The organism is Streptomyces beijiangensis (assembly GCF_017315755.1).
In the GTDB taxonomy this organism is placed as follows: domain Bacteria; phylum Actinomycetota; class Actinomycetes; order Streptomycetales; family Streptomycetaceae; genus Streptomyces; species Streptomyces beijiangensis.
Genome location: NZ_JAFLRJ010000180.1, coordinates 1 through 18,215, shown reverse-complemented (window position 1 = coordinate 18,215; position 18,215 = coordinate 1). Strand labels below are relative to the sequence as shown.

Sequence of the window (18,215 nt, the reverse complement as noted above, 5' to 3'; positions counted from 1 at the left end):
CGGAGGGGCTGATAGCCCCCGAGAGCTTGAGTGGTGCCGGAGGGGCTGATAGCCCCCGGAGGGCTTGAGTGGTGCCGGAGGGGCTTTATACGCCCCGCGGATAGCGCAGGAGCCAGCCCGGGGCGGAGACCGATGGGCCGTGCAGCGCCGGGCCCTGGGTCATCTCCATCGAGAAGTCGTCGGCGAGTTCCAGGACGGTGGCGCGGCCTTCGAGTTCCGCGAGCCAGGCCGGCGGCAGGGCGGTCTCGCCGTGCAGGGCGCCGAGCAGCGAACCGCAGATCGCGCCCGTGGCGGCGGAGGGGCCGCCGTGGTTCACGGCCAGGCGCAGCCCGTGCCGTACGTCCTCGCCGACCAGCGCGCAGTACACCCCGATCGCCAGGGCCTCCTCGGCCACCTCGCCGTCCCCGAGCGAGGCGACGCGCTCCGGGTTCGGCATGCCCTGCCGTACGGCCCCGAGCGCGTGCTGGAGGGCGTCGGTGACCGGCTGGTGGCTCGGACGGGCGGCGAGCTGCGCCAGGGCGCGCTGGACGGCGGCGTCGAGGGTCTCGGCGCGGGCCAGGGCGTGCACGATGACGGCGTACGCCCCGGCGCTGAGATATCCGGTGGGGTGGCCGTGGGTCTGGGTGGCGCATTCGACGGCCAGTTGGAAGACGAGCCCCGGCTCCCAGCCGACGAGCAGACCGAAGGGGCCCGAGCGGGCGAGGGCCGCCGGATCGCGCGCGGTGGGGTTCTTCGGGGACTCCAGGGTGCCCATGATCTCGTCGCCGAGTCCGGTGAGGCAGTTCCGGGAGGGGTCGCGGCGTACGTACAGCCACTCTTCCTGGGCCAGCCACCCGTTGTCCTTGCGCCGCTCGTCGGGGCCCCAGTCGCTCTGGGTCGCCGCCCAACGGCGGTGGGCGCGGTGGACGTCGGTGGGCGGGTGCCAGGCTCCGGTGTCGCGGCGGACCTGGGCGCGTATGAGGCCGTCGACGGTGAACAGGGTCTGCTGGGTGACGGAGGTGACCGCTCCGCGTCTGCCGTAGGCGGGAGCCAGGTCGGTGACGGAGTCGGGGCCGTGGGCCTCGCGGATCGCGTCCAGGCCGAGCGCCATGACCGGGGCGCCGAGCGCATCGCCGAGCGCACCGCCGATCAGGCACCCGCGGACGCGGCTGCGGAAGTCCTGTTGCTCGACCCTGCCCCAGAGGGGAGTGGCGGTGGCAATGGCAGATGCGCTCATGGCGGAGCACTTTAATCGACCGGATGCGACCGCTTAAGAGCGCGAGCGCTATGTGAACCTTCGCACTTCAGGCCAGTTTTGACCGCAGTTCATCCGTCATTCGTCAAGGCCGCGAAATATCCGAACCATGAAGCGAATCACCACTCCCGCATATCTGCTGGCCGCCGCACTCGTCGTCGGCGCCGGCGCCCCCGCCGCCTCCGCCGCCACGCACCCCCAGGCCAAGCACCATGCACAGCGGCACGCCATCCCGTTCACCGCCGCCGAGGTGACGGCAGGGGCGGACGGTTCGTACACCGTGGAATGGAAGGCCCCGGGCGCCCACCGGGTGAAGGTCGTCGCCGACGGCCGCGTCGTGGCGCGGGGCGGCGCGTCCGGCAAGGTCACCGTGCGCGGGCTCCCCGCCGCCGACCGCCAGTGGTTCGACCTGGTGCCCGACCGGGGCGGCTCGCTGCGGCTCGCCGACCGTCTGGTGAAGCTCGAAGGCTCGGTCAACTTCCGTGACGCGGGCGGCTACCGCACCGCGGACGGCCACTGGGTGAAGATGGGCGAGGTCTACCGCTCGGACGCTCTGGACAAGCTGACCGCGGGCGATCTGGCGAAGCTGCGCAGGCTCCACATACGTACCGTCTTCGACCTCCGCATGGAGAGCGAACGCACCGCGGCCCCCGACAGGCTGCCCGTCGGCGCCAAAGGTGTCGTCGCGGACGTGCTGGCCGGGTCGCCGACCTTCACCACCATGCCGACGACCGCCGACGGCGCGGCGAAGATGATGACGGACGGCGAGAAGTTCATGGTGAGCGGCGCCACCGCGAAGGCCGCGTACACCAAGGTCATCGACGGTGTCGCCGACGCCTCGCCCACCCACGCGGTCGTCTTCCACTGCACGGCCGGCAAGGACCGCACCGGCTGGTCGAACGCCGCCCTGCTCACCGCGCTCGGGGTGCCGCGCCCGACGGTCATGTCGGACTACCTGGCGTCCAACGACTACCGGGCCGCCGCGAACGCCGCCGCCCTCGCCTCGATGCCCGCGGCCCAGGCCGCGGTCTACAAACCGCTCCTGGATGTACGGGCCGAGTACCTCAACTCGGGCTTCGACGAGGTCGCCGCCAAGTACGGCTCCTTCGGCACGTACCTGAAGGACGGGGTCGGCGTCGACAGTCGCGAACTGGCCCGCATCAAGGGCGAGTTGCTGGTCGGCTAGAGCGGACCGTCAGGACCGGGCGATCGCGTCCCTCGCCTCCGTGACCCGGCGCAGCGCTACGTCGAACTGCGCCGGGTCCAGGCCCGAGTACGTACGCAGTTCGGTCAGGGCGTCGGCGAAGTCCGACAGGTCCTCCCAGTCGGGGGCGTCCTCGCCCGTGGCCGCCATCGCCTCCGCGAGCAGGGCAATCGCCTCCTCGAACCGGCCCAGACCGAAGCACACCATCGCAAGTCCGGGCTCGACCGGGTCGTCCGCGGAGCCCTCGGGCGGATTCCTCAGCCGGTCTCCCAGCGCATGCCAGTGTTCGGCCGCCTGCTCGGTCTCCCGGCGGCGCATCGAGGTCATCGCCTGCTGGAACCGGCCCCACACCGGGTCGGCGTCGGCCATCCGCCGGGCGAACACGGCCGCCAGGTCGAGCCTGCCCGCCATACGGTGCGCCACGGCCGCGACTTGCAGCCACCCCGAGGCGGGGTCCTGCGCCGGGGCCGCATCGGAGTACACCGTCAGCGCTTCCTCCGGCCGACCGAGGACGAGCAAGAGCTCCGCGCGGCGGCGCTGGGCGAAGTCGACGCTGTGCCCCGTGGCGGCGCAGCGCGTCAGGTCGCCGAGCGCGAGGCCGGGCCGGCCCCTGGCGGCCGCCAGGCGTGCACGCTTCAGGAGGGCCCAGCCGTACGGCGGGTCGATCTCGATCGCCCGGTCCAGGTCCGCGAACGCCTCCGCGTACCGGCCCAGTCGAGCCTGCTCGGCTCCGCGGTGCGCCCAGGCGAGCTTGTCGAACGGGTAGCGTGCGATCGCCAGGCCGAAGTCGGCCATCGCCTCCGCGCCGCGGTTCTGATCCAGATGGTCGATGCCCCTCTGCGTCAGCGACCACCCCTCGTCGTCGACAGCGACCGCGCTGTCCAGGTCGGCCGTCGCACCTTCCTCGTCGCCGGCCATGCGCCGCACCTTCGCCCGGTTGACCAGCGCCCACGTGTAGTCGGGCTTCAGCACGATCGCCCGGTCCAGGTCCTCGAGCGCCTCCGGCAGCCTGTCCAGATTCCTTCGCACCACGCCACGGCTCGCCAGCACCGAGGGGTAGTCGGGCTTGAGGGTGAGCGCACGGCCCAGCTCCGCATCGGCCTCCTCGTACCGCTCCATCAAACGAAGACCGTCGCCGCGCTCCGAGGCGATCCACGCCGATTCCGGGGCGAGTTCGAAGACCCGGTCCAGGTCTGCCGTGGCCCCGTCGAAGTCATGGCATTCGATCCGGGCACTCGCGCGCTGCACCCTGATCCAGAGATACTCCGGCCACTGCTCCGCGGCACGGTCCAGGTCCGCGAGCCCCTCCTGGCTCCGTCCCGCCGCAGCGGCCGCCATCCCGCGCATGGCGAGGACCCAGCCCTCCTCCGGGTCGGCGGCGAACGCACGGTCCAGGTCCGCGACGGCCTCCTCATTGCGGCCGCAGATCCAGTGCAGTTCGCCGCGCTGTGCCAGGAACCAGGCGTCATCGGCCAGTTCGAGTGAGCGGTCGAGATCTGTGAGCGCCCCCTCGTAGTCGTCCGTCATCTTGCGGCTGACGCCCCGCCCGCCGAACGCCCGCGCACTGTCCGGGGTCAGGGCGAGCGCCGCCTCGTAGTCGCGCAGGGCTCTGGCGTATGCCCCGTCGTCGCGAAAGTCGCGGGCGCGGACGAGCAGAGCGGTGGTACGCCCCTCGGTGTCGAACTCCGCCCCGCTCAGCAGGACCGTCAGGAGCGCCGTCGTACCGTTCGCCTCCTCGGCCAGGGCCTGCGTGCAGAGCGTGCCCCACTGCGCCACCTCGGCCGCCCCGGAATCCTCGCCGGCATCGGCGATCATGCGGGCCCAGTGCAGGACATGAGGGCCGCCCTTGTCACAGACGTCCACCAGCTCCCGCAGCACGGCGGGCAGCGCGATGCGCGGGTTCGCGCAGAGCTGGTGGTACGCCTCCTCCAGCCGCAGTTCGCGCCAGGCGGTGCTCGTCCGCCGCGTCTCCTCGTCCAACCCCGTCCCGGCCTCCTCGCGCCACCCGCCGAACGCCTCGGCGAGCCGTGTGTGCGCCTCACTCCAGCGGCGCGGCGAGTGCGTGCGCTGCAGGCGGAGCATCGGCGCCCGTACCACGTCGTGGTACTGGGCGCGGCCCGACCGGTCTCGGATGAAAGGCAACTCCCGCAGCCAGGCGAAGAGTTCGGTGCCTTCTGCCTCGACCGCCACCCGGAATACGTCGTCGTTGAGCTCACGCGGCAGCGCACCCGCCAGGGCCGCCGCTCTGCGCACCGGGTCCTGCTCCCACTTCAGGAAGCGTTCGACCGCCGTGCCACTCGGGTCGCCGACCGCCCCGGGATCCATGGGCTGGTTCTCGGCCAGGGCGCTGACCAGGACCGGGAGGCGGCCGGAGAGGCGCAGGACGACCTCGACCACCCGTTCGTCCGTGATGCCCTTGCCGGTCAGGAGCCTGCGGGCCTCTTCCTCCGTGAACCTCTCCAGCGGCATGTCCTCGACCACGTCCACGAAGTCCGCCCAGCAGCGGGCGTCGAGGCTGCCCTGGCCCGCGAGGGTGACGACGGTGTTGGCGGGGAGCGATCCGTAGCGGTCGCTGGTCATCAGGTCGCGGATCCACCGGTCGAGGAGCGGGCCCGTGCGTTCGTACGTGTCGAAGAAGAGCGCGATCCAGGGGGCGGCCGCCGCCGCTTCGGTCAGCTCGTGGACCAGCACCGGGGTCAGCGCCTGGAGCGGGTCCATGACCAGCTGTACGTCATCCTGGTTACGCAGCCGGGAACTGAGCGCCGACCTCAGCCTGTCCGCACCCTGAGCGAGTTGGGCGGGCTGCACGGCGCCCGCGAAACCCCCGACGAACGGCACCGAGCCCAGGGCGAAGAGCCCCGCCTGAGCGGCGATCATCGACCCGGCCGAGGGCGACTGTGATCCCGGATCGGGGGCGACGGTCGCCGACTCGGCCTCGTGTCGGCGCTGCCGGTAGGTGGAGAGATGCCGGTCCAGCGCCTTGAACTCATGCCCCTGTTGGGCGAATTGGGCGCTGATCGCCGCCATCGCCTCGGGAACACTGTTGACCGCCTCGTCCACGTACGCGACGAGCGCACCGCCCTCTCGCGCCGACTCCTCGAGCCGCCGTACGAGCGAGGTCTTGCCGACACCCGCCGCGCCGTGGATGTGGAAGAGGAAGCGGTGGCGCTCATCCTCCGGGGGGTGGGTGAAGTTGTCGCGGTACGAGGCGAGTTCGTCGCGTCGCCCGATGAACCCCGCATGCCTGCGGCGCCTGATCAGGTCCTGCATGGACGGCCGTCCGGAACCCATCAGCCCCACCTCTCCCCCGTCGAAGCCGGCCTCCCAGTCTGCCAGCGCCTACTCCCCCAGAACAGGCAGGAGCTCGGGCAGGTGCCCGTCCGACGCGGTGGCCGCGCTGATCCGCTCCTCGGACACCTCACCGTAGAGCGTCGTACGCGGGCGCGAAGGCCGGCCCGCGAGTTCCGCGATGGCCTTGAGGCCCTGGATGGAGCGGTACGAGCCGTAACTGGAGCCCGCCATACGGGAGATGGTCTCCTCCATGAGGGTGCCGCCCAGGTCATTCGCGCCCGAGCGCAGCATCTCGGCTGCCCCCTCGGCGCCCAGCTTCACCCAGCTGGTCTGGATGTTGGTGATGTGCGGGTGGAGGAGGAGGCGGGCCATCGCGGTGACGGCGCGGTTGTCGCGGTCGGTCGGGCCGGGGCGCGCGATGCCCGCGAGATAGACCGGGGCGTTGGTGTGGATGAAGGGCAGCGTCACGAACTCCGTGAAACCACCGGTCTCCTGCTGGATCCGCGCGAGTGTACGGAAGTGGCCGAGCCAGTGGCGGGGCTGGTCCACATGGCCGTACATCATCGTGGAGGACGAGCGGATGCCCAGCTCGTGCGCCGTCTTCACCACGTTGATCCAGTCGGCGGTGGGCAGCTTGCCCTTGGTGAGGATCCAGCGGACCTCGTCGTCGAGGATCTCCGCCGCCGTCCCCGGGATCGACCCCAGGCCCGCCGCCTTCGCCTCGGCCAGCCATTCGCGGATGGACATACCGGTGCGGGTCGCGCCGTTGACGACCTCCATCGGCGAGAAGGCGTGGACGTGCATGCCGGGGACGCGCTCACGGACGGCGCGCGCGATGTCGAAGTACGCGGTGCCGGGGAGGTCCGGGTGGATGCCGCCCTGCATGCAGACCTCGACGGCGCCCACGTCCCAGGCCTGTTCTGCGCGGTCGGCGACCTGCGAAAGGGAGAGGGTGTAGGCGTCGGCGTCCGTACGGCGCTGGGCGAACGCGCAGAAACGGCAGCCGGTGTAGCAGACGTTGGTGAAGTTGATGTTGCGCGTGACGATGTAGGTGACCTCGTCGCCGACCACGTCGCGCCGGAGCGTGTCGGCGATCCGGCAGAGTTCGTCGAGGGCGGGTCCTTCCGCGTGGAGCAGCGCGAGTGCCTGCGGGTCCGTGAGCTTCGTCGGGTCGTCGGCCGCCTGCGACAGCGCTTCCTTGACGTCGGCGTCGATACGGGAGGGAACCATGCCGGGGGCCGCCTGCTCGCGCAGGGCCTCCCAGTCGCCGTACACCTCGTCGAAGTCGTCGCGGCGGTCGGAGGTGCGGCCCGTGGTGTCGATGGTCTGGTGCAGGTCGGTACGGCCCGACGAGGCGAACCCCTCGTCCGGCTCCTGCCAGGGCAGCCCCCTGACCTCCGCGGACTCGTTCGCCAGACCCGTCGCCGGATCCGCGAGTGCCTGCACGTGCGGAAGCAGCCGCGGGTCGAGCCACGGCTCGCCGCGCTGGACGAACTCCGGGTAGATGCACAGCCGTTCACGCAGCGCGAACCCCGCCGCGCCGGACTTCTCGGCGAGCTCCTCGATCTGCGGCCACGGCCGCTCGGGGTTGACGTGGTCGATGGTGAGCGGCGAGACCCCGCCCCAGTCGTCGATGCCCGCGCCGATCAGCCGCCCGTACTCCCCCGCGACCAGGTTCGGCGGGGCCTGCAGACAGGCGGAGGGACCCATGATGTGGCGGGCGACGGCGACCGTGGCGACCAGGTCGTCGAGCTCCGCGTCGGGCATGCCGCGCATCGCCGTGTCCGGCTTGGCGCGGAAGTTCTGGATGATCAGTTCCTGGATGCCGTGGTACGAGCGCGCGGTGCGGCGCAGCGCGAACAGCGAGTCCGCGCGCTCCTCGTACGTCTCGCCGATGCCGATGAGCAGACCGCTGGTGAAGGGCACGGAGGAGCGCCCCGCGTCCTCAAGGACCCGCAGCCGTACAGCCGGTTCCTTGTCCGGGGAGCCGTAGTGCGGGCCGCCCGGCTCGGACCACAGCCGGGTCGCGGTCGTCTCCAGCATCATTCCCATCGACGGGGCGACGGGCTTGAGCCGCTGGAAGTCCGTCCACGACAGCACGCCCGGGTTGAGGTGCGGGAGCAGCCCCGTCTCCTCCAGGATGCGGATCGACATGGCCCGTACGTAGGCGATCGTGTCGTCGTACCCCTCCGCCTCCAGCCATTCGCGCGCCTCGGGCCAGCGGTCCTCGGGCTTGTCGCCGAGGGTGATCAGGGCTTCCTTGCAGCCGAGTTCGGCACCGCGGCGGGCGATGTCGAGGACCTCGTCGGGGGACATGAACATCCCGTGGCCCGCTTTGCGCAGCTTGCCGGGCACGGTGACGAAGGTGCAGTAGTGGCACTTGTCGCGGCAGAGGCGGGTGAGGGGGATGAAGACGCTCTTCGAGTACGTGATGACCCCGGGCCGTCCCGCCGCCTCCAGCCCCGCGTCGCGCACCCGGGCCGCCGACGCGGTCAGATCGTCCAGGTCGGCGCCCCGCGCCTGGAGGAGCACGGCGGCCTCGCTGACATCGAGGGCCACACCGTCCCTGGCGCGCCTGAGGGCGCGCCGCATCGCGTTGGCCGTGGGGCCGGTCGGTCCGCTTACCTGCGCACTGGTCGTCATTTGTCGAGCATACGAGCGAAGTCGTCGAGGGTGGTCAGCACCTCGGACTCGCCGGCGGGCGGCAGCTGCAGCACGACCTCCCCGATACCGAGCGACGCGTAGTGCGCGAGTTTCCCGGGGCTGGGCAGGACGGCGTACGGGACGACCTGCAGGGCGGCCGGATCGCGCCCCGCCTCCTCCCAGACCCCGCGAAGGACCGGCAGGGACTCGCCGAGGCCACGGCCTCCGATGGGCATCCAGCCGTCGGCGTACTCGGCGATGTGGGCGAAGAGCTTGGGGCCTGCCGCGCCGCCGATCAGGGTGCGCGGCCCCGACACGGGCTTCGGGTACGCGTGACTGGCCCGTACGGACCCGAACTCGCCCTTGTACGCGGTCGGTTCGGCCGCCCAGAGCGCCCGCATCAGCCCCATCCTGTCCCGGCCGAGCTCGCGCCTCGTACGCCAGTCGACGCCGTGGTCGGCGGCCTCCTCGACGTTCCAGCCGTAGCCGAGGCCGAGAGTGAAGCGGCCGCCGGAGAGATGGTCGAGGGTGGCGATCTGCTTGGCGAGGTCGATCGGGTCGTGCTGGGTGACCAGGGTGATGCCGGTGCCCAGCGTCAGGCGCTCGGTGACCGCGGCGGCCTGGGCGAGGGCGACGAAGGGGTCGAGGGTGCGTCCGTATTCGTCGGGGAGCACCCCGTCGGGCGAGCCGGGGTAGGGCGTGGCGCGCTCGATGGGGATATGGGTGTGTTCGGGGAGGTAGAGGCCGTCGAAACCGCGCTGTTCCAGATCGCGGGCGAGGCGTACGGGAGTGATGGTCCGGTCGGTCAGGAAAATTGTGACGCAGATGCGCATGTCCCGTGCCCCTCTGCTGGGTGTCTGGTGGCGGGCAGAGGGTACGCCGTACCGTGCCAGATTCCGAGAGAAATCCAGGCGCACCAAAACCGGGGGACAACACCGTGCACACCCGCAAGGCACTGTCGACGCTCCTGCTGTCAGGGAGTCTGGTGCTGGCGACACCTGTTGTGTCGTTCGCCGCCACCAGCAGAACGCGCCACCACTACCACTCGCACAGCACAAGCAGCGGCGGATCGTCCGGCTGGTCCATCTTCATCGGGATCGCGGTGGTCGCGCTCGTCCTGGTCGTCTACGCGGTCAAGAAGTCCAACCGGTCTTCATGACCGACGCACCGTCAACGGGAGGAAACACCATGTACACGCGCAAAGCCATCACAACGCTCCTGCTCACAGGGAGCCTGGTGCTGGGGGCGCCCGCAGCTTCGTACGCCGTCGCACGCACCGGCACGACGCAGACGCAGACCCAGGTCCAGACGCAGAAGCAGACCCGGACGCAGACTCAGCAGCGGTCGGCCGCTGCCGCCGACTCGCACCGGACCACCAGCGCTTCCGCGTCCGAGGCCGTGTCGAAGCTGAAGTTCAAGAAAAAGAAGAAGAAGCACAAGAGCAGCGGCGGCATCGGCTGGATCGTCATCCTGCTGATCGTGGTCATCATCGCCGCGGTGATCGTTTACGCCATCAGCAGGTCGCGCAAGCGCACCTGATTGCACTCAGTCAACATCTGACGACTCCCTTCCCTTCGCATGCGGTTCACGGCTCAATACCAGCATGCGACCCATGACTGGAGCGAGTGGATCGATCGGAAGACGCGGACTGTTGGTGACGGGTGCGGCCTCCGCGTTTACGTTGGGAAGCGTGAGCTTCGCGAGTGCCGCCGACAGCAGTGGCGTCGATGAGACCAAGACCGTACGGGGAACCCTCCCGCCCGGTTCGCCCGACTTCGTCTACCTCCCTGTGGAGGTACCGCGCGGGGTGAGGGAGTTGGCCGTCTCGTACACCTACGAGAAGGCGGTGGTCCCGGCCGGGACCCAGAACAACGCGCTCGACATAGGGATCTTCGACGAGCGCGGTACGGAACTGGGCGGCCGGGCCCACCACAATTCAGGCTTCCGCGGTTGGTCCGGGGGCGCGCGCACGGAGTTCTTCATCCGCGGCGACGAGGCGACCCCGGGCTACATCGCGGGCCCCGTCCGCGCCGGGACCTGGCACATCGCGCTCGGCCCGTACACGACCGCCCCCGAGGGCCTCCCGTACGCCGTGACCATCACGCTGCGGTACGGACCGACGCCGGCTACGCCCGCCCCCGTGTACCCGCCGCAGCGGGCGAAGGGCCGCGGCAGGGCCTGGTACCGGGGCGACTGCCACATCCACTCCGTGCACTCCGACGGCAAGCGGACCCCGGCGCAGATCGCCGCGCTGGCGCGGGCGGCAGGCCTGGACTTCATCAACACCAGCGAGCACAACACCTACAGCGCGCACAGCGCCTGGGCCGGCCTGTGGGGCGACGACCTCCTCATCCTCACCGGCGAGGAGATCACCACCCGCAACGGCCATGTCGTCGCACTCGGCACCGACCCGGGGACCTTCGTCGACTGGCGCTACCGCGCGCGCGACAACCGCTTCGGGCACTTCGCGCGCGAGGTACGGCGGGCGGGCGGCCTGGTCGTCCCCGCGCACCCGCACGCCACCTGCATCGGCTGCAACTGGAAGTTCGGCTTCGGCGACGCGGACGCGGTGGAGGTCTGGAACGGCCCGTACACCGTGGACGACGAGGTCTCGCTCGCCGACTGGGACAACACCCTCGTATCCGGCCGGAGTTGGACTCCCGCGATGGGGAACAGCGACGCGCACAAGGACCCGGACCCGATCGGCACACCGCAGACGGTGGTCCTGGCCGACGACCTGACGCGCGAGGCGATCCAGGCGGGGATCCGCGCCGGGCGCTCGTACATCGCCGAATCCTCGAAGGTCTCGCTGACCTTCGGCGCGGCCGGCGGGCGCGGTCTGCACGCGGGGATCGGCGAGCGGCTGCCGGTCGACAAGGACGCGCCGGTGACGGTACGTCTCGAGGTCACGGGCGCGCCGGGCTGCACGATGCACTTCGTGACGGACCAGGGGACGCTGTTCACCTCCGCGGCGCTCCCGGCCTCGGGGGCGGGGACGGCGGAGTGGACGACCACGGCGGCGTACGCGGCCTACGTACGGGCGGAAGTCAGGCACGCACCGGTGGTGCCGGGTCTGCCCGGACCCTTCGCGGCGCTGACGAACCCGGTGTTCCTGGGGCGCTGAGGCAGAGACGCGCCAGGGTCTCCGGCAGCCTGAGCCAGGCCGCCGGAGACCCCTCCGCCCTCATCCCGGCCAGACGATCGACTGCATCTCGCTGTACGCGTGCAGTGCGTAGGACCCCACGTCCCGGCCCACGCCGCTCTGCTTGAAGCCGCCGAACGGCGCCTCCATGTTCCGGCCGATCGTGTTCACGCCGACACCGCCCGCGCGCAGCCGCCTCGCGACCCGGAACGCCTTGGCCACATCCCCCGACCACACATAGTCGAGCAGCCCGTAGTCGCTGTCGTTGGCCAGCGCGATCCCTTCCTCCTCCTCGTCGAAGGGAACGACCACGACGACGGGCCCGAAGATCTCCTCCCGTACGACCCGCATGTCGTTGGTGCAGTCCGCGAGCAGCGTGGGAGCGACATAGAAGCCCCGCTCGAAGTCCGGGCGCTCGCCGCCCGCCACGACCGTCGCGCCCTCCTTCCGCCCCAGCTCCACATACGACTCGATACGGTCGCGGTGGGCCGCCGAGATCACCGGGCCGACCACCGTGCCCTTCGCCCGCGGGTCCCCCACCGTCATGAACCCGGCGTACCCCGCCAGCTTCGCGACCAGTTCGTCGTAGATCCCGCGCTGGGCGAGCACCCGGGTGGGCGCCGTGCAGATCTGGCCGCTGTAGAAGGAGTACGTCGTCCCGATGCCCGCGACCGCCGAGTCCAGGTCCGCGTCGTCGAAGACGACTGCCGCGCCCTTCCCGCCGAGCTCCATCAGCTGCCGCTTCATCCCGCGGCCGCAGACCTCCGCGATGCGCTGCCCGACGCCCGTACTCCCCGTGAAGCTGACCATGTCGACGTCCGGCGAATCGACCGCCGCCTCGCCGACCGCGGGGGCGGACCCGGTCACCACGTTCACCACGCCCCGGGGCACGCCCGCCTCCTCCAGCGCCTCCGCCATGCGGAAGACCGAGAGCGGGTCCTGCGGCGCCGGTTTCACCACCACCGTGTTGCCCATCGCCAGCGCGGGCGCGACCTTCCCCGCCGGGTTGGCCCAGGGGTTGTTGTACGAGGTGATGCAGGTGACGACGCCCACCGGCTGCCGTACCGTCATCGCCCCGAAGACCCCCGCCTTCCCCATCGGGCCCGCCTCGTTGATCTGCGGCGGGAGCGCGGACTCCACCGGCTCCAGCGCGCCCCGCGCATAGCGGCGGAAGCGTGCGACGCCGACCGCGACCTGCATCCCCCGTGCCGTGCCCGTGGTCGCACCGCTCTCCGCCTGGGCGAGTTCGGCGTACGGGACGAGCTGGGCCTGCATGATTCCCGCGGCCCGCTCCAGGATCGCCGACCGCACCTCGGGCGCCGTACGCGACCAGGGCCCGAAGGCCTCCCTGGCGGCCGCGGCGGCCGCGTACACCTGGTCGCGGCTCGCCTCGGGGGCGAGACCGACGACGTCCTCGGTGGCCGGGTCGATCACCTCGTAGTGGCCGCCGTCGGGCTCCGCCCACTCCCCGCCGATGAACAGCCGCTGCTCAGCGCTCACTTGGTGGACACCGTCCTTGTGTCACGGCCCGATCGCAGGACCTTCCCCGGGATCGCCCCGGTGATCTCGTCGTCGCGGATGGTCTCCACGCCGTTGATCCGTACGGACACGATCCCGATGGCCCGCGAGTCGAGACGCGGGCTGTCGCCGGGCAGGTCGTGCACCAGCTTCGCGGGACCCGCGTCGATGCGCTCCGGGTCGAAGAGGACGAGGTCGGCGTGGAAGCCCTCCTCCACCCGCCCGCGCTCCCGCAGCCCGAAGAGCTGCGCCGGGTCGTCGGTCAGCATCTTCACGGCCGCCTCAAGGCCGACCAGCTTCCGGCCGCGCAGACAGTCGCCGATGAAGCGGGTCGTGTACGGCGCCCCGCACATCCGGTCCAGGTGGGCGCCCGCGTCCGAGCCGCCCAGCATCACGTCCTCGTGCTCCCAGGTCTGCTGCCGCAGCGCCCAGCTGGCCGGGTCGTTGTCGGTCGGCATGGGCCAAAGGACCGTCCGCAGCCGGTCGTTGGAGCAGATGTCGACCAGGCACTGGAAGGAGTCCTGGCCGCGCTCGGCGGCGATGTCCTTCACCACACGCCCGCTCAGTCCGGCGTTCGCCTCCGAGAAGGTGTCGCCGATGACGTACCGCCCGAAGTTGGCGAGCCGCCGGAAGACCCCGGCTTCCTTGGAGTCCGCGCGCCGCAGCATCTCGGCCCGTACCTCCGGGTCGGCCAGCTTCTCGATCCGCTCGGGGACCGGGAGGCCGAGGATGTCGCCCCAGCCGGGGATCAGGTTGAGTGCGCAGAAAGTGCCGAGGGACATGTTCATCGGGGTGAGGATCGGCATGGTCAGCGCGACGATCCGGCCGCCCGACTGCCGTGCGCGCTCGCTCGCTTCGAGCTGGCGCGGGACCCTTTCGGGCACCGAGGCGTCGATCGTCAGGACGTTCCAGTTGAGCGGGCGGCCCGCCGCCGCACTCATCTCCACGAAGAGGTCGATCTCCTCGTCGGCGAACTGGTCCAGGCAGCCGGCGACGATCGCCTCTATCTGCGTGCCCTCGTGGTCGGCTATCGCCCGGGACAGGGCAAGGAGTTCGGCCGGCTTCGCATGGCGCGAGGCGACCGGCTTCCCGTCGCCGTCCGAGTGGGTCGAGGACTGGGTCGTGGACAGACCCCAGGCGCCCGCCTCCATCGCCTCGTGGAACAGCCGCAGCATGGCGGCGAGTTGATCGTCGGTCGGCTGTCCGCCCACCGCATCGGCGCCCATCACATGCCTGCGCAGCGCGCAGTGCCCCACCATGAAGCCCGCGTTGACCGCGATCCGGCCCTCCAGCGCGTCCAGGTACTCGCCGAACGTCGACCAGTTCCAGGGCGCACCCTCCTCCAGGGCGACCAGCGACATCCCCTCGACCTTGGACATCATGCGGCGCGTGTAGTCGGCGTCCTCGGGACGGTCCGGGTTCAGCGGGGCCAGGGTGAAGCCGCAGTTGCCGCCCGCGACCGTCGTCACGCCGTGGTTCATGGACGGGGTGGCGTACGGGTCCCAGAAGAGCTGGGCGTCGTAGTGCGTGTGCGGGTCGACGAAGCCGGGGGTCAGGACCAGGCCCGTCGCGTCCTCCGACGTGGTGGCGGGCTCGGTGACCGCCCCGGACTCGGCGATGACGGCGATGCGGCCGTCGCGTATGCCGAGGTCGGCGACGTAGGAGGGCGCGCCGGTCCCGTCCACGACGGTCGCGTTGCGGATGAGGTGGTCGAGCATGAGGTGATTCCCCTTTCTTGTGCGCTGAGTTCACATGGCTCCGGCCGGGGTGCACGGGGCAGGCCGCTGCCACGCGTACACCCCGGCCGGAACCGGACCGCGGCGTCCGGGAAGAGCCGCTGTCCGCTCTGCTGCTTGCTACTTGTTGACGCCAGCTTTCCCCAAGCTCTCAACTACGTTCGAGCAGGGGAGGCCCCATTCCGGAAGCGCGTCGTGCGGTGCACCGGATCGGAGTCGATCTTCGGGATGACGTGCTCGCCGACGAGCCTGATGGTCTGCAGCACCTCCTCGGACTTCACGCCGATCGGTATGCCGAAGCTGAGCTGGTCGGCCCCCGCCTGCTCCCAGCGCTTGCACTGCTGCAGCACCTCGTCGGGGTCGCCGCAGATCAGCAGCTCCTCCTGGATGAGCAGCTCGATGATCTCCTCGTTGAAGTCAGGGAGCATCTCGGGCCAGACGGGCATCCCGTCGGGCTTGGGGAAGGTGTCGTGGTAGTAGAAGAGGAGCGACTGGAGGCGATTGAGCCCGGCCCCCATGGCGATGCGTACCGCCTCGTCGTGGGTGGGTGCGCAGATCGCGGTGGACGTCACCATGACGTTGTCGTTGATGAAGTCGCCGACCGGCTCGGCCTCCTGGATGGCTGTCTTGTACTGCTCCAGGACCCACTCCATGTCGGAGACCTTCTGGACACTGAAGCCCAGGACGCCGAGGCCCTTCTTCGCCGCCATCGCGTACGAGGCCGGGGATCCTGCGGCGTACCACATGCCCGGGTGCGACTTCCCGTACGGCTTGGGGAAGATCTTGCGCGGCGGCAGCGACCAGTGCTTGCCCTGGAACCCCTCGTACTCCTCCTGGAGCCACATCTTGGGGAACTCGGCGATGGTCTCTTCCCAGATCTCCTTGGTGTGGTTCATGTCGGTGATGCCCGGCATGAACCCCAGGATCTCGTGGCTGCCCGCGCCGCGCCCGCTCCCGAACTCGAAGCGCCCCTCGGAGAGGTGGTCGAGCATGGCCACCTTCTCGGCGACCTTCACCGGGTGGTTGACGGGTGCGAGCGGGTTGAAGATGCCGGAGCCCAGGTGGATGCGCTCGGTGGCGTGGGCGAGATAGCCGAGGAAGACCTCATTGGCCGAGAGGTGCGAGTACTGCTCGAGGAAGTGGTGCTCCGAGGCCCAGGCGTACTTGAAGCCGGACTTGTCGGCCTGGATGACGTACTCGGTCTCCTCCATCAGCGCGTGGTGCTCCGCCTCGGGGTCGACTGCACGCCGGTCGTCCGGCACGTATCCCTGTACAAAGAGCCCGAATTCCAAGGAGGTTCACCGTCCTCTGAGTCCTGCATAGTTTCTGACTGTGCGTCAGATCTCTGATGTCTTCGACTCTGGCACCGGGGCCGGGGAGCGTCAATACCTGACGACCCATCAGATACGGACCGGATGCGGCAGCCGGCCGTCAGAAGATGCTGACGCCCGCCAGCCATCCCCCGTCGATGACGAAGGGCTGCCCGGTGATGTACGAGGAGTCGTCCGAGGACAGGAAGAGCGCGAGCTTGGCGACTTCTTCGGGCTTCCCCACGCGCTCCAGCGGCACGAGCTTCTTGTAGAGGTCGTTGAGGGCGGCGGACATCTCGGTGGGGTCGGCGTTGGGGTCGAGCTGCGCCGGGTTGCTCATCGGGGTGTCGATGGCGCCCGGACACATGGCGTTGACCCGTATCTTCTTGCGCGCCAGCTCCATGGCGGCGACCCGGGTGAGCCCCAGGATGGCGGCCTTGGTGGCGGCGTACGCACCGACGACCGCCATGCCCGTCAGGGCGGTGTACGAGGCGGTGTTGACGATGGTGCCGCCGCCGGCCTCCGCGATGGCCGGGGCCGTGTGCTTGATCCCCAGGAACGCGCCGACCTGATTGACCTGCACCACCTGCTGGAACTCCTCCAGAGGCGTGTCGACGAGCTCGTTGAAGCGCAGGATCCCCGCGTTGTTGACGAGCCCGTCGATCTTCCCGAAGGCCTCCTTGCCCGCCTCGATCGCGGAGACCCAGTCCGCCTCCTGGCTCACGTCGAGGTGGACGTACTTCGCCGAATCCCCGCCCAGCTCCTTGGCGAGGGCCTCGCCGAGGTCGTCGAGCACGTCCCCGAGCAGCACCTTCGCGCCCTCGGCGACGAAGAGGCGCGCCTCCTGCTCGCCCTGCCCGCGTGCGGCGCCGGTGATGACGACGACGCGTCCGTCAAGCTTGCCCATGTCGATGTGTCCCTCTCAGTTCAGGTGGGGAGCTACGTCGGCGGCGAACGCCGCCATCTGGTCGGTGAGTTCACTGCGGCTCCGGGAGCGGAACCGGATCTGGATCTGATCGACGCCCATCTCCCCGTACGCACGGAGCGACGCGGCGAGGGCGTCGGGCTTGCCCGTCAGGGTCCTGCGCCCGGTGGACCAGTCGGGCTCGCCGACATAGAGGGGCTCGGTGATGGCGCCGACAGTGATGGGCTCCTGGACACCGGCTGCTTCGCGCAGCCCCTTCAACTTCGCTATCTGTGCAGGCAGTTCGCTCCGCGGATCTCCTTGCGGAAGCCAGCCGTCGGCGCGTTCGGCGGCACGGCGCACGGCGGCGGGCGAGGACCCGCCGACCCAGATCGGCACGCGCTCCTGGGCGGGCCTGGGCAGCTGTCCGAGCCCGCTGAAGTCGAAGCGCTCGCCGTGGTGCTCGGGGTACTCGTCCGGGCCGAGGGCCGCCTTCAGCGCGTCGATGGTCTCGTTGAGCACGCCGCCACGGCCCGCGAAGTCGGCCCCGACGGCCTCGAACTCCTCCTGTACGTGGCCCGCCCCGACCCCGAGGATCAGCCGGCCGCCGGAGAGGTGGTCGAGGGTCGCGTACTGCTTGGCGGTGATGAGCGGGTGCCGCAGCCCGACGACGGCGACGTGGCTCATGAGCCGGACGCGGGTGGTGATCCCGGCGAGGAAGGAGAGAGTGGCGACGGGGTCGTACCAGACGGTGGACATGCCGTCGGCGAGGCGGCGCGGGATGGCGACGTGGTCACATCCGGCGATGTAGGCGAAGCCGCCGCGGTCGGCGGTGCGCGCGATCTCGGCGAGGTCGTCGGGGGTGGCCGACGCCTCCCAGGATTCGGCGTAGATGGCGCTCTGGGACTGGATGGGGAGCTGCATCCCGTAGACCAGCCGCCCCTCGGGCAGTACCCGCACCATGAGAACCCCCTGCCGCCACTATCTGACGGATCGTCATTTCTGCTGCCGCCCCCATGGTGATAGCTGACGGTTCATCAGACAAGGGGTGCGGCATCCGGGGCCCGCACGGCGAGCCGCCTCGACCGGACCCCTTTCCGATATGACAATCATGGGAACATTTCGCCACAAACCGGGATGCCTCGATGCGCCTGACCCCCTTGCTCGCCTCCGGGCTGACGCTCGGCCTCGCCGCGCTCGCCCTCGCCCCGGCCCATGCCCCGGTCCCCGCCC

General features: G+C 70.5%; 12 protein-coding genes and 1 pseudogene. 4 read left to right on the top strand and 9 right to left on the bottom strand.

The genetic code is table 11. The annotated features are described in order from the left end of the window. Window positions 1–85: 85 nt before the first annotated feature. Complete coding sequence (locus tag J0695_RS20050) at window positions 86–1,216, bottom strand: ADP-ribosylglycohydrolase family protein (protein ID WP_206963484.1); 1,131 nt, start codon at window positions 1,214–1,216, stop codon at window positions 86–88. 127 nt (window positions 1,217–1,343) lie between these two features. Between J0695_RS20050 and J0695_RS20045 the strand changes: the two genes are divergently transcribed. After that, window positions 1,344–2,420: a tyrosine-protein phosphatase gene (locus J0695_RS20045; protein WP_242552932.1), complete on the top strand. Its 1,077-nt coding sequence runs from the start codon at window positions 1,344–1,346 to the stop codon at window positions 2,418–2,420. Between the two features lie 9 nt (window positions 2,421–2,429). On the opposite strand, the gene J0695_RS20040 is transcribed toward J0695_RS20045, so the two are convergent. The 3 genes from J0695_RS20040 to J0695_RS20030 are packed head-to-tail and all read right to left on the bottom strand — an operon-like array spanning window position 2,430 to window position 9,205. Next, the gene (locus J0695_RS20040; protein WP_206963483.1) at window positions 2,430–5,729 is read right to left on the bottom strand and encodes an ATP-binding protein; all 3,300 of its coding nucleotides are present in this window, start codon (window positions 5,727–5,729) and stop codon (window positions 2,430–2,432) included. 48 nt (window positions 5,730–5,777) lie between these two features. Beyond that, window positions 5,778–8,372, bottom strand: coding sequence for a bifunctional FO biosynthesis protein CofGH (locus tag J0695_RS20035; RefSeq protein ID WP_206963482.1), 2,595 nt, complete (start codon window positions 8,370–8,372; stop codon window positions 5,778–5,780). Continuing rightward, window positions 8,369–9,205 carry an LLM class F420-dependent oxidoreductase gene (locus J0695_RS20030; protein WP_206963481.1) on the bottom strand — a complete coding sequence of 279 codons (837 nt, stop codon included), beginning with the start codon at window positions 9,203–9,205 and terminating at the stop codon, window positions 8,369–8,371. Before J0695_RS20030 ends, J0695_RS20035 begins: the two co-directional genes overlap by 4 nt. A 104-nt stretch (window positions 9,206–9,309) precedes the next feature. Between J0695_RS20030 and J0695_RS20025 the strand changes: the two genes are divergently transcribed. The 3 genes from J0695_RS20025 (at window position 9,310) to J0695_RS20015 (ending at window position 11,496) form a co-directional block, all read left to right on the top strand. After that, window positions 9,310–9,531, top strand: a complete 222-nt coding sequence (locus tag J0695_RS20025; protein WP_206963480.1) for a hypothetical protein — start codon at window positions 9,310–9,312, stop codon at window positions 9,529–9,531. Then, complete coding sequence (locus tag J0695_RS20020; RefSeq protein ID WP_206963479.1) at window positions 9,528–9,911, top strand: hypothetical protein; 384 nt, start codon at window positions 9,528–9,530, stop codon at window positions 9,909–9,911. Before J0695_RS20025 ends, J0695_RS20020 begins: the two co-directional genes overlap by 4 nt. Window positions 9,912–9,984: 73 nt before the next feature. Beyond that, a complete protein-coding gene (locus tag J0695_RS20015; protein ID WP_206963478.1) occupies window positions 9,985–11,496 on the top strand; it encodes a CehA/McbA family metallohydrolase in 1,512 nt (503 codons plus the stop codon). A gap of 60 nt (window positions 11,497–11,556) precedes the next feature. Here the strand turns inward: J0695_RS20015 and J0695_RS20010 are convergent, their stop codons facing one another. The 5 genes and pseudogenes from J0695_RS20010 to J0695_RS19990 form a co-directional block, all read right to left on the bottom strand. Next, a complete protein-coding gene (locus J0695_RS20010) occupies window positions 11,557–13,014 on the bottom strand; it encodes an aldehyde dehydrogenase family protein (protein WP_206963477.1) in 1,458 nt (485 codons plus the stop codon). Beyond that, window positions 13,011–14,756, bottom strand: a pseudogene (locus J0695_RS20005) (N-acyl-D-amino-acid deacylase family protein); the annotation flags it as partial. The pseudogene J0695_RS20005 and the gene J0695_RS20010, both read right to left, overlap by 4 nt. A gap of 167 nt (window positions 14,757–14,923) precedes the next feature. Next, complete coding sequence (locus J0695_RS20000; RefSeq protein ID WP_206963475.1) at window positions 14,924–16,060, bottom strand: LLM class flavin-dependent oxidoreductase; 1,137 nt, start codon at window positions 16,058–16,060, stop codon at window positions 14,924–14,926. Between the two features lie 139 nt (window positions 16,061–16,199). Then, window positions 16,200–16,985: an SDR family NAD(P)-dependent oxidoreductase gene (locus J0695_RS19995; RefSeq protein WP_206963474.1), complete on the bottom strand. Its 786-nt coding sequence runs from the start codon at window positions 16,983–16,985 to the stop codon at window positions 16,200–16,202. 15 nt (window positions 16,986–17,000) lie between these two features. Further along, a complete protein-coding gene (locus J0695_RS19990) occupies window positions 17,001–17,945 on the bottom strand; it encodes a TIGR03619 family F420-dependent LLM class oxidoreductase (protein WP_242552931.1) in 945 nt (314 codons plus the stop codon). Window positions 17,946–18,215: the final 270 nt, after the last annotated feature.